A 12,766-nucleotide genomic window follows, 5' to 3' on the forward strand; every position below is an offset into this window, starting at 1 on the left:
CCATGCTGCTGGCTCCCGCGCCGATTCCGGGCTACCGGCGTGCCGGCGAGCATCTGGCCGACGAACTGGCCTGGCTGGACCTGCTGCTCGCTCGTCATGTCGCCTGGCTGCGGGCGACCGGCCAGTTCAACGAAGACCCGCTGCGCGGGCTCTACATCACCGACGCCGAAGTCGCAGCGCGGCTGGCCGGTGCCGAGCAGACGGGCCACGAGCATGATCATCGCATCGCCGCCAAGCGGACCTTCATCGACGCCAGGCTGGGCCAGGGCGACCTGGAAATGCCGCTGCTCGCCCTGGCCAGGCAGTTCGGTCTCGACGATTTCGAGCGCGGCTGCCTGTTGATGGCAGCCGCCTCGGCGATCGAGCCGCGCTACGAGACCCTGTTCGCCTATGCGCATAACGACGTCTCACGCAAACTGCCGACACCGGGCCTTGCGCTGGCGCTGTTGGCATCGACGCAGCAGCAGCGGTTCGAATGGCTCGCCTGTTTCTCGGCGCAGTCACCGCTGTTTCGCTGCGATCTCCTGCGGATGGCTTCCGCCGATGCGGGCCGGCCTCTGGTCGGCCGTGGCCTGGCCATGGATGAGCGGCTGGCCTTTGCCCTGCTGGGGGCTGATCGCGGTGCCGATGAGCGGTTGGCGGCCTTCACGGCAGTCATGGGGCCGCCGCTGGTGCCATGGCGGCCCGACGCGCTGCTGGAGCAGATCGCTTCCGGTCTGGGCAAGGAATGGCCGACAAGCGCCGTGCTGCTCGACGGCCCGCCCGACAGCGGCCAGCGGCAGCTCACCCATGCGGCCAGCAGTCGGCTGGGATTGAAGCTGATCGAGGCCGACTTGTCACATCCCGCCGCTGCCTTGCTGCCGGCGCAGGAGCTCGGCCGGCTGCTGGCGCGCGAGGCGCTGCTTTGCGACGCGGTGCTGCTGGCGACAACGCGCGAGGCTGCTGCCGACCGGCGTCATGAGGCCACGATTGCAGCCGCGGTGCAGGCCGGCGCTACGGCCTTCGTCGCTCCGGCGCCCGGCACCGTCGTTGCGCGGAATTTCGCACGCGGCACGCAGCTGGTCGAAATCGCCATGCCGGCGCCCACCATGCTGCAGCGCGGGCATTGGTGGCGATCGGCCTTCGAGGCCGCGGCCCGCCCGCATGATCCGGTACTGCCGTCGAGGCTTGGGCTGGCGCTTCGTTGCGGTCCGGACGCCATGGCCGCGGTCGCGGCGTCGCTCGATCCGCAGCGGCCGCTTGACTTCCGGGACATCGCCGACGCCGCCCGCCGTGCCACGCGGGCCGAGGTGCCTTCGCTGGCGCGGCTGGTGCGGCCGCACTGGCGCTGGGACGATCTGGTGCTGCCAGAGCGCCAGGCAGCGCGCCTGCGCCAGATCTGCGCCGAACTTGACCACGCGCCGCGCGTCCTGCACGACTGGAGTTTTGCCGGCAAGGCTGCCGCCGGTCACAACAATCTCGTGCTGTTCAGTGGCGCCAGCGGCACCGGCAAGACCATGGCCGCGTCGCTGATCGCCGCCGCGATCGGCCTCGATCTTTACCGCGTCGATCTTTCCGCCATGGTCGACAAGTATATCGGCGAGACCGAGAAGAACCTCGAGCGCATGTTCGCAGCCATGGAGGTCAGCAATGCCGTCGTCTTCTTCGACGAGGCGGACGTGCTGTTCTCCAAACGCACTGAGGTGAAGGACGCGCATGACCGCTACGCCAATCTCAGCGTCGCCTATCTGCTGCAACGCATCGAGGCTTATGAGGGGCTGGTCGTGCTGGCCACCAACCTCGCCGGCAACATGGACGACGCGTTTTCGCGCCGGCTGCGGCATATCGTGCATTTCCCCTTGCCCGATGTCCGCATGCGCCGGCAATTGTGGGCGCGGGCCTTTCCCGAGCAGACGCCCCTGGCGTCCGACCTCGACCTTGACGCGCTGGCGACGCGTTTCGAACTGACCGGCGGCAGCATTCGCAACGTTGCCCTGGCCAGCGCCTATCTGGCGGCGGCCGAGGACCTGCCGGTCTGCCAGCGTCATGCCTTGCAGGCCGTTGCCGTCGAGCTGGAAAAGCTCGGCCGACCGCCCACCCGCGACGATTTCGGCGACGCCTACGGCCTGCTTGTCGCTGCGCAGGACGGCTGACGATGAACCAGACGGTCCGCGCTCTGCCGGTCGTGCCCCGCGCCGCGCGGACGCCGGCGCCCGACGATGCCAGCGTGCTTGCCGAGGTCCGTCACAGCGAGTTGTGGGCGAAGAGCGGCCCGGTATCGCCGCTGATGACCCAGGGCGCGCGCATGACGCCGCAGGCGGCCGCCGGCCTGCAGCCCAGCGCCGGCAATGCCGCTGTGCAGAACCTGCGCGCCGCCGCCAGACAGGAGGGGCAGGACAAGGCGAAGGCGGCCGCCGCCGAAGAGACGAAGGCCAAGGCCGACGCCGCGGTGGAGGACGCCAAGGACGAGACCAAGCCGGAGCCGACCGAGGCCCAGAAGCCGGGCAAGCCGGCAGCGGGCAAGCTCGCCGGCGGCGCGCCGGCGCAGCCGGCGTCGGCTGCGGGGGAATGGCCGGCCGAACCGGCTGCCGGCGGCGGGGCCGCCAGTCCCGACGCGGCGACCGCCCGCGCTGGGCAGATCGCTGGCCAGATGCCGCCGGGCGGCAGCGCGGTGCAGCGGCAGCCGCCATCCTTTCCGCCGCCGTCGGCGCAGCCGCGCGCGGCCAGCCCGCAGGCGCTACAGCGCAAGGCCGGCAAGCCGCCGGTGCCGGAAAACGTGCTGCCGCAGCCGACCGCGCCGGATCCGATCCCCAAGGCGACCGAGGAGATCGGGAAGGCCGCCAACCTCGTCTTGCCCGAGCAGGCCATGCCCGAGGTCAAGGAGAGCCCCGGCCATCACATGCCGGATGTCACCGGCAAGCGGCTCAGCCAGGCCGAGATGCGCATGATCCTGCTCGGCGAGCCGGCGATGGCAAACGCCCAGCTTACCGAAGAGGCAGCGAAGAAGCTTCCGGAGAAGGAAGCGAATGAGGTACGCGACCAGATCAAGAAGTTGCGCGACATCAGGGAGGGTATCCTGAAGCCGGCGGACTCAGCCGTTGCGGCGGTGACGGTGCCGCCGGTGGCGCCGACGCCCATCGTCATCCATTCGGAGCCGTTGCCGCCGTCTACTGTTGGATCGGCGCAGCAGAAGATCTTCACCGCCGTGCTTGCCCGTTTCATGTCGGATCTGGACGGGCAGGCTAAGGAGATGCTTTCCCTCATCAAGACGGAAATCGAAACCTATCCGGGCGGCATCGTCGAAAAACGCTTGCCGAAACTCGGCGAGGACCAGATTCCCTCGCTCGCCGGCTCGCTCAGGCAGGCTGTCGATCCGCTGGCGGCGCAGCTCGGGGTTGCTGGCCAGACACTGGACGACGCCGTCGCACTGCGCCGCCAGCAGGTCGAAAACGCACGCCAGGCTGCGGATCGCGCGGCGCGCGGCGCTGCCGACAAGGCCGCCGACGACGCGGCGGCCGCTGCCCTGGCCAAGCAGGCCAAGGCCCAGGCAGCCGCGCAGGCGGCCTCGAAAGATGCCAAGGCCAAGGCAGCCAGGATGGCCAAGCCGCCGAAGCCGACCGCCAGGGATCAGGTTCAGGGCGCCATCCAGCGCATCCAGGACAAGGTCGGCGAAGCCATTGCGCGCTATCGACTGACGCTGAAGGACCGCAACACCGCGCTGGACGATGCCGCAGAGAAATACGCTGAGGCCTACCGCCGCGCCGCCATGGCCGACGAACTGGTGCTGAGGCCGCAGGGGGCGCCGTCGCCCGCCAGCGTGACGGCGGATTTCGCCAAGGAGAAGCAGACAAGGCTGGCCATCGCCGCCAGCAATCGCTGGGCGCGCGAGCAGTCCGGCCTGGTGCGCAAGGCGGTCGACGCGCTGAAGCAGGATGCCAAGACCAGCATCGACGGCTTCATCAAGCAGGTCGAGACCGCCGGCGGCAACGCCTATGCCGAGTTGAAGAACTGGGCGACGGCGCAGAACCTGACCACCGAAAGCTGGTGGCAGGAGACGGCCGGCCAGCTCGACCGTTGGGCGCAAGACGTGCATGAAACCGCGACCACCTGGGCCGGCGTTGAAACCAGGCTGGCCAGGCTTGAGCTGCAGCGCGACCTAGCCACCATCAATGAGCTCAGCCAGGCCCAGATCGCTGCCGAGGATGCTGCGCTGAAGGAGCACAAGGACGCCAAGGACAAGGAGAAGCTTAAGAGCATAGCCGAAGAAGGCGGCAGGAAGGGTGTCGCCGACTATCTGGAAAACACCGATTCGGTGCGCCGCCGCTTCATCTACGAGACCGCCGGGCGCGATCCGATCGAGCAGATGGCGGTCTCCATGCGCCGCCGCGTCGCAGAGATGCGCAAGAAGGAGGTGCAGGAAGCCGTCATCGCCAAGCTGCTGCCGATGGCGCAGAACCGCTCGCTGCCGGCCGACGACTTCGAGAACCTCGAACTCATTATCCGCACCAAGTCGTCCGGCTTCCACGCCGCCAACATCTCCAACCGCATCTGGAAGTACGGCGAAGCCAAGATCGGCACCGACGAGGACGAGATCTTCAAGGCGCTGACCGGCCTCGACGAGTTGCAGGTCGAACTGGTCAAGACGCATTACGAGCAGGCGCATGAGGGCCATACGCTCTACGGCGATCTCGACAGCGAGATGTCGGGCGCGGACTGGCGGCACGCCAAGGACCTGATGAAGGGCGATCCGGTGCTCGCCGACGTCTCATCGATCTACTACGCCATACAGGGCGCCGGCACCGACGAGAAGCTGATCATGGACACGCTGCGGGCGATGCCGGCGGAGCGACGCGCGGCGGTCGAGGCGAAATATCTCGAACTGCATGGCGAGAGCCTGGACGCCGCGCTGGCCGGCGACCTGTCCGGCAGCGAGTTGAAGCAGGCGCGTTCGCTGGCCAAGGGCGACAAGAAGGAGGGCAATGTCTATGCGCTCGATGCCGCCATGCGCCAGACCTGGAGCGGCATTCCTGACCAGGAAGGCGTCCACGCCGTCTACGACCAGGTGCGCGAGGAGGTGAAGGCGCAGGCGAAGGCCGAGGAATGGACCTCAAGCGAATACGAAGCAGAAATCCAGGCGCGCAACGCCGAGATCGAGATCAGCTTCAACGAGAAGTTCAAGGACGTCCCGCAATACCGCAGCGACCAGGGCGCGCTGCGCGGCGGCCTGCGCTTCGGCGCCACGCGCGGCGAACGCGATCTCAACAATGCGCTTGCCGACAACAACATGACGGCTGCCGACGCCGCCAAGCTGCAGGTAGAGCGCGAGGGCGTCTATGCCGACGACGACGTCATCAACCGGGTGCTGCGCTCGCAATATGACCGGGCTCTGTTCGAGACGCAGCTGGACGAGGGGCCGGAGCGGCGCGCCGGCATCAAGCGCGAGGTCGACAAGTTCTACAGGGATTCCGTCGAGGCCGCCGCCAAGGACAAGACCAAGACGCTGAAGCCGAAAACCTGGGAGGAGGTGCAGAACAAGCGGCTGGAACTCGAACAGAAGATGACTGCGGAGATCGAGGGCAAGGCACTGGTCTCGGCGCAGGGCAAATCGGCGGCGCTCGACCAGCTGATGCAGGGGAAATACGGCGCCACGCTCGACCAGGTGATCGAGAACAACATGTCGGGCGCCGATCGCGACCAGGCCCGCGCGCAGAACAAGCTGATGCGTTCGACCGATCCGCCGGCCCAACTGCGCAAGCAGTTCAACTACAACCGTATCCGCTATTCCATCGAGGGCCTTGGCACCGACGTTGACGAGCTGCGCACGACGATAGGCGGCATGACCAAGGCCGAACTCGCCGAAGCCAACGAGCGCTGGAAGCACGATCACAACGGCGAAACGCTTGATCACGCGATCAGCGGCGACACCAGCGGCCGTGAGGAACGCGACCTGCTCGACCAGTACAAATACGGCATGCCGGAAACCGTCGCCGAGCAGATCGACGAGCTGCGCCGGCGCAGCAAGGCCGACGAGGAGGCGGTCGGAGCGGTAGGCGCCTGGGCGTCGAAGGAAGAATCGGTCTGGACCAAGAACCAGCTCGCCCGGCTCGACGCGCTCGAGGCCGAGATGAAGGATCCCAATCTTTCGCCGCAACGGCGCGAGCAGCTCAGCCTCGAATTCGAACTGCGCATGGAAAACGCCAAGGAGGCCATCGAGGCGCAGCGAGCAGCCGTCGATTCCATCGCCGACATGGCCTCGCAGATATTCTCCTATGTCGTCGGCGCCATCGCCATCATCGCCGGCGTCATCGTCAGCATCGTGACCGGCGGCGCGGCACTGCCGGCCGTCATCGCCATCGCCGGCTCGATCGTCGGCACGCTCGGCTCCATGGCGATCAAGGCGGCGATCAAGGGATCCGACTACGGCGCCGGCGAGATCGCCACCGACCTTGCCGTCGGCGCTGTCGACCTCATCGTCACCATGGCGACGCTCGGCGCCTTCAAGGGTGGCAACCTGCTCAAGATGGCGATGGCCGAGGGCAAGCAGTTCATGGCGACTTCGGTCAAGGCGAGCCTCGGCAAGGCGTTGGGCCGCGCCATTGCCTCATTCGGAAAGAAGGCAGGCGAGGAAGGCCTCGCCATGCGCATCCTCAAGGGTGGGGCGGGGTTGATCGAGGGCATCGTCAAGGAGCAGCCGCAGGAATTCCTGACCGCATTGCCTACGGCATTGACCGCCAACCTCGCCGACGAGAACAACTGGCGCAACGGCAATCCGCTGGTCAACATCTCCAAGGGCACGCTGCGCGGCGCCGGCGAGAACCTAGTGCAGGGGCTCGGCATGAGCGCCGGCAGCAGGGCGCTGCGCTTCGGCCTCGGCCATGCTCTGACGGTTCATCCGCCGTCCTCCACGCCGGTCGGCGTCCGGCTGGCGGAGTTCAAGTCCTGGCAGAAGCAGAACCCCGGCAAGCCGCATTCCGACTTCGTCGCCCATATGGAGGTCAAGCAGGCGGTCGAATCGCAGCGCGCCACGGAAACGCAGAAGTTTCTCAAGGACGCGCGGCGTGAGATGCTGAAGAACATTCCGCCGGCGGAGCGCAAGGGCTTCGCCGACGTGCCGGTTTTGCGGGTTCCCGAAGCCGAGTTCCGGGCTCTCAACAAGGGCAAGGGCGGCGATGCCATGGTCCATGTCAAGGACGGCCAGGTGTCGCTCATCATGCGCGAAGGCGCGCCGGCCAATGCCGCTGCCGTTCATGCGCAGAAGTTGCGCGACCTGGTGGCGCCGGGAACCGCCGGCCGCACGATCATGCCGGGCGATGCGCTGCCGCCGCGGCTGCGCAACCGGGTGCCGGTGGAGGTCAATCCGAAGCTTGCGCACGATACCGTGCGCGTGGTGCCCGACTATCATCCCAACGGCCACATTCGCGGCGTCAGGGTCGAGGTGGGGCCGAACGCCCGCGCCATCGACATTCAGAAACATGTCGGCGTCATCGACACGATGCGCAAATATACCGGCCTGCTCGGCAGGCTGCGGGTGGCGATCCAGCGCGTGCAACTGCGTCTCGGTGCCGATATCGTCTCGCCGCTCAGCAAGGGTCATTTCGAGGCGGCGCTCGAATTGCAGAAACTGCCCGGCATCATCGAGCAGCGCATAGGCCGGCTGGCCAGGGAAGGCGCCGACCCGCGCGCCCGAGCCGAGATCGAGGCCGACATCGTGTATCTGGAACGGCAGTTCCATGACGCCGAAGGACGTCTTGGCCTGGGTTCGACGGCGGAATCGGTCGGTCACGTGGCCGCCGAGGGGCGGCCGCGGAGAAAGAAAGGCGCGCCTGCGGATCCGACGAAACAGGAGATCATCGACTCGATCGATCATCTCGCCGCCAACCTCGACGAAGTCTTTCCAAGCACCGCGTCCAAAAAAAATCCGCCGCCGACGCGCGAGGAGATCGCGCTGGCAAAGCATACCAAGCCGCGGAGCGGCTACGAGACCAATGCCCTGAAGACCCTGGCCAAGACGGACCGCGCTGCTCACGACGCCTACCTCAAGGCCAAGAAGATCGATCCCGAAGGTCTGGACCATCTCATATCGACGGAAACGCAATCCAGCCAGAAACGTGCGCTCGACGGTGGGCCGCCTCTTCACAAGAACGGCAAGGCGGTCGTTGGATTGGCCAACGAGCTTGCCAAGGCGGGCATGAGCAAGGGCGAGATCGAGGCACTGCGGCGAGCCGTCCCGGAGATGGGCAAGGCCCGTTACAAGGCGATGGAGGGCGCGGGCACGCTGCGCCGGCGCATTCGCGAAGATACGCTGGCCCATATCGAGGACCCGGTGCTGCGCGACATGGTCGCCAAGGACAAGTACATACTGGGGCCCTGGGCCGACATCGACCGGCTGCGCCTCAATGCAGGACCCGACACGGGTGCCGGCGGCGGAGCCATGCTGACCTTGAAGGACCATTGGGACGCCTACAATAGGAACCTCAAGGGCAAGGCGCCAAGCCGCTCCGGATTCGTCACCTATCTGCGAGGCAAGCAGGGTGCCGTCATCACGCAGCTGCGTCCCGCCCTCGCCGAGATGACCGCCAGCTTCGAACTGGGACAGCGGCGTTCGGCGCGCAGCGTGGCCAAGACCAACCTGCCCTCCGATTTGCGTTTCCTCAAGGATCCCGTCGACGTCAACCTCAAGACCGGAGAACGCACGCTCAATCCGAAGCAGGCCGGTACTGATCTTGTCGGCTTCCGCGAGGACGGAAAGATTTGGGTGATCGACGACAAGTCACATCGCTCCAGGAATCTGCCGGCCGAGGCGCTGGCGCCGCTGACTACCAATCTCGCCAAGAACATGACTGCCGACGCCAAGGCCTTCAGGACGATCGAACAGGCCGCCGAAGCCGCCGGCTATCCGCTCGATCCCAAGACCCGCCGAGCCATCGACGCATACGAGAAGTGCGCGAGCGAATTGACCGGCCTGACCAAGAACTGGAAGGAGGCCGATTTCAACAGTCCGGCCAAGCAGAAAGCCTTCGTCGACGTCCTGGCAAGGAACGGCGTCGAATTGAAGGTCACCAGTGCCGCGGGAAACATCCAGACCATCCCGGCTTCGCACAAGGGCTTTGGTATAAGGATCATCAGATAGAGCGATGCGGATGCGAGAGCAGATCATCAGTCTGGGGCAGGCGGCATTCGCCGATGTCACCGCAGCGATCGAGCGCCGCGGCCTGTCCCGCGACCCGGACCTTGGCAGCGTCGAGGTCGACGGCGAGGGCCGGCCCTCGCTCGCCACTTGGTCCGGTGCCGACGGCGACGACCGCGAGGTGGACTATCGCCGCGACAAAGACCAAGCCATCGCCTGGCTGGAAATCCGCGGCGAAGACGCGGCGGAGCTGGCCGGAACCCTGGCAGCCGAACTGGGCGGAAAGAGCATCGGCTCCATCGAGGACCTTGTCGCCGGTGTGATGGCGGCACCATCGACCGTCCGTCGGCAAGAGAGGACGGAGCACGCCAGTGGCCGCTGGCACAGGCTCCAGGCGGCGGTCGCCGTCTATGGCCAAGCCAATGCGATGCCGGTGCGCGCAATGATCCGCGCCGGCCTGCAAGACCCCGACTGGCGGGTAAGGATGACGGCCATGCTGGCGATCGGACAGCTACGGCTCGCCGACCTGGCGCCGCTGGCGTTCGCAGCACGCGTTCCGCAGGCGAGCAGGGGTGGGGTCAGCCAGGCGGATCGGCGCATGCTCCTGGCGCTGCGCCAGGCATCCCACGATTTCGCCAAGGGCTTGCCGCCGAGCGCAGGCCCTGGCGACGGTGCGGATGCCGGCATCGCCGCCATGCGGCGCGATTTTCAGGCAAGGCTGCACAGGCTGCTCGCCGGCGGCGATATCGACGCCAGTCAGGTCAGGACCCTGTTCCTGAACCTCATGGGCAAGGGATAGGGCCGCAGGCCGTTGCCGAGGCAGATGCGGCCGCGCCGAACTATCCGGGCACCGCCTGCCCGACGGCGATGGCGGCTGAGCGGCTCAGGCCGGCGGTTGGCCGGGTTCCGTCAGTCTGTAACCGCCGCTCAAGGCGGCAGGAACCTGCGACCGTCGGCGCAGGGCCAGCTTTTCCAGGATGTTGTGAACATGGTTCTTCACCGTGGCCCCGCTGATGCCGAGCGTGCGGCCGATCTCCTTGTTGCTCAGGCTGCGCCCCATCAGCCGGATGATTTCGCGTTCGCGCAGCGTCAGCCGTCCGGCCATGTCGAGAGCCGGCTTGGCAACCTCGGACTTGGCGACCTGTGCCAGCAACAGCGCCGCGAATTGCGGCGAACAATAGAGTTCCCCCCTTACGGCGTGGATGACGGAGAGGATGATGTCCTCGACGGTCCCTTCCTTGGGTATGTAGCCGCAGACGCCGGCGCGGGCGCATGCGGCGACCTCGTCGCTCAGGTCAGAGACGGCGAAGGCCACGACCCTGACGTCCGGCTGGCGCTCGCGGATGCGGCGTGCGATCGCCAGGCTGTCCGGCATCGACAGGTCCATGACGACAACGCCCGGACCGTCGAAGGCGAGGGCGTCTAGGATGTCGGGGAGAGGAGGGCCGGAACCGATCAGGTCGACGCGGCGGTCTCTTTCCAGCTGTCTGGAAAGGCCTTCGCGGTAGAGCAGGACGTCACTTAGAACAAAGACTTTGATCGAAACCGAAGGATCACGCGGACCGGGCGTTTTCATGAGAATCTCTCGCAAATCAAATGCGAAGCACCCTTGCGGATGCACGCTGCTCACTCAAACCAGTCCCATCCCCAAACATAAAATGTCCACGCCGGATCCAAAATTGTCCTGCGGGCATGCGTCTGCGCCGTCCCCTGCGCATTGATATCAATTCTTTGTATCGTCGCTGCGCCGCCCCACGTCGAAAAGACTTCAACATCAACTATCAAATAAGAAGCCTGGACTACGCGAAAGCGGAACATGAAAGGGACATAATATCGATCGGATGGCCTTTTTGGTCAATTGCTTTCCGTAACGGAATGCCGTTTCCGACCATAATTGAAACCTGCGGTCGAAAGATGAATGCATGGCCGCCGGGAGGTTTAGAGCAAACGAGATCTACCCATGGTCAAGCAGTTCGCTTCAACCTCTTGTCCTGTCGTCATTTTCATGAGGTAGCAAGGCTGCGCCGGCTTGACAATACAGGGCTCTCCGGTGACGGCTTAACGTCTGCCACGGTGCGGACCGTGACCGACCAGCAGCTTGGCGAAGTCGAGCAAGTCCTCCGAATGTCCGGCTCAAAGCTCAAGCCTCCGGCTCCCATGCGTCATAGCCAGATGCAGCGAAGAGCGGAATACGCTGATTGTTTCCGCTCTTGTGGCGCGGATCCTTACGGTCACGGATGAGAAGCATCCGGGTGCGAACTAAGAAAGCTTTCTCAATAGAAAGTCAAAAAACCTCTCGTCTTCCGCCCGTGACACATTTATCCGGATGCCAGCCGCCATTGGACTTTTTTTGTCGATACAAAAGACGCTCCCAGGCGCTATGAAAATGCTTTCCTTGGCCCCCAGTCGGGCCAGTTCAATGTCATCGACACCTTCGGGCAGCATGAGATAAAGATAGTAGCCACCTCCATTGCCGGCGAAGATGGAATAGCCGTTCCGGCTGAGAGCTGCGTGGACGCGAGTTGCGGCCGCCTCTATGCGCTGTGCGAGGCGCTTGAGGTGGCGGTCATAGTGACCTTCGGATGTCAGTCGGTGTAAGAGCCGCTCGACGTGGCCGGAGCTGTTCACCGTTGTCAGCATCTTCAGTTCTGCAAGTGCAGCGATCTTGTCGGCACGGCCCGCGATATGACCTGACCGCAGACTTGCAGATAGCGTCTTGGAAAATGTCCCGATCGAAATCACATGGTTGAGCTGGTCGAGCGTTGCAAGCCGATTGGGCGAAACGAGTGAGAGGTCCGCAAAAGGATCGTCCTCAACGATGGTAACGTTGTGTTTCGCCGCAGCGGTGAGGATTGAGTGCGCGACAGACAGACTGATCGAGCCGCCGGTCGGATTGTGGCCAATTGACTGCGTGAAGAACAGTTTTGGCCGCTCCGCTGAGACCTTAGCCGTGAAGTCCTCAACGTCTGGCCCGTCAGGCAGGCGCCGGACGCCAATGACCCGCACCTGGGCCAGTTTGAGCTTGGCGAAGAGCGGGTAATATCCGGGCTCGTCGACGAGCACGACGTCGCCGGGCGCCAAGAACGCCCGAACGACGAGGTCGAGCGCGTGATTGGCGCCGAACGTCAGCAAGATTTCCTTTTCAGTCGCTTGAATGTGCTGGTTCACCAACCGCCGGGCAATCTGCTGCCGTAGAGGTGGGAAACCCCAAGCAGACCCATAGCCATCCGCGCCCGGTGAGGGGCCACGCCCGAGAAAACCAAGATGGCGTCGGATTTCTGACTCCTCTGTCCATGCTGGGGGTGGACGCCCGTCGCCAACGCGGATCTCAAAACTCTCCTCTAACTGCGCATTGAGAAGCGACGCGATATCAACGGCTTCCGAGACGTGTTTTGGCCTCATTCCGTTCGTCTGTGCAGCGTTGCTGACTATGAATCCGGACCGTGCCTTTGGCGCAACATGACCAGATGCCGCCAACCTGTCGTAGGCCTCGACAATGGTGTTCTTGGAGACGCCGTATTCGCGGGCCGCGTTCCTGATTGAGGGTAGCTTGCTTCCCGGTGAACGGTTGCCCGCTGCAATCTCCTCGACCAGCCGCGCCGCGACATTCTCCGCAAGGGTCGCGCCGGATTTCCAGCTTGGTTCTGTCGCCCTCAACGT

At 65.2% G+C, this 12,766-nt stretch carries 5 protein-coding genes; 3 read left to right on the top strand and 2 right to left on the bottom strand.

What is annotated here, in order from left to right:
* The first annotated feature begins 2 nt into the window (after window positions 1–2).
* The 3 genes from BQ8794_RS27240 to BQ8794_RS27250 are packed head-to-tail and all read left to right on the top strand — an operon-like array spanning window position 3 to window position 9,905.
* Window positions 3–2,132 (top strand): ATP-binding protein, encoded by a 2,130-nt coding sequence (locus BQ8794_RS27240; protein WP_077381630.1) that lies wholly within the window; start codon window positions 3–5, stop codon window positions 2,130–2,132.
* A gap of 2 nt (window positions 2,133–2,134) precedes the next feature.
* Complete coding sequence (locus BQ8794_RS27245; protein WP_077381631.1) at window positions 2,135–9,109, top strand: hypothetical protein; 6,975 nt, start codon at window positions 2,135–2,137, stop codon at window positions 9,107–9,109.
* Window positions 9,110–9,119: 10 nt separating this feature from the next.
* Window positions 9,120–9,905 (top strand): hypothetical protein, encoded by a 786-nt coding sequence (locus tag BQ8794_RS27250; RefSeq protein WP_143744698.1) that lies wholly within the window; start codon window positions 9,120–9,122, stop codon window positions 9,903–9,905.
* Between the two features lie 84 nt (window positions 9,906–9,989).
* Here BQ8794_RS27250 and BQ8794_RS27255 read toward each other — a convergent pair whose 3' ends face one another.
* Together BQ8794_RS27255 and BQ8794_RS27260 are read right to left on the bottom strand one after the other, a co-directional pair.
* Window positions 9,990–10,682 (bottom strand): LuxR C-terminal-related transcriptional regulator, encoded by a 693-nt coding sequence (locus BQ8794_RS27255; RefSeq protein ID WP_077381633.1) that lies wholly within the window; start codon window positions 10,680–10,682, stop codon window positions 9,990–9,992.
* A gap of 683 nt (window positions 10,683–11,365) precedes the next feature.
* Window positions 11,366–12,763, bottom strand: a complete 1,398-nt coding sequence (locus BQ8794_RS27260) for an aminotransferase-like domain-containing protein (RefSeq protein WP_077381726.1) — start codon at window positions 12,761–12,763, stop codon at window positions 11,366–11,368.
* Between the last annotated feature and the right edge of the window lie 3 nt (window positions 12,764–12,766).

Source organism: Mesorhizobium prunaredense (genome assembly GCF_900156895.1).
Taxonomy (GTDB): domain Bacteria; phylum Pseudomonadota; class Alphaproteobacteria; order Rhizobiales; family Rhizobiaceae; genus Mesorhizobium; species Mesorhizobium prunaredense.

Bases quoted from the DNA above. Each gene is read 5' to 3' on its own strand.
- BQ8794_RS27240 (WP_077381630.1), top strand. From the start codon at position 3: ATGCTGCTGGCTCCCGCGCCGATTCCGGGCTACCGGCGTGCCGGCGAG.
- BQ8794_RS27245 (WP_077381631.1), top strand. From the start codon at position 2,135: ATGAACCAGACGGTCCGCGCTCTGCCGGTCGTGCCCCGCGCCGCGCGG.
- BQ8794_RS27250 (WP_143744698.1), top strand. From the start codon at position 9,120: ATGCGAGAGCAGATCATCAGTCTGGGGCAGGCGGCATTCGCCGATGTC.
- BQ8794_RS27255 (WP_077381633.1), bottom strand. From the start codon at position 10,682: ATGAAAACGCCCGGTCCGCGTGATCCTTCGGTTTCGATCAAAGTCTTT.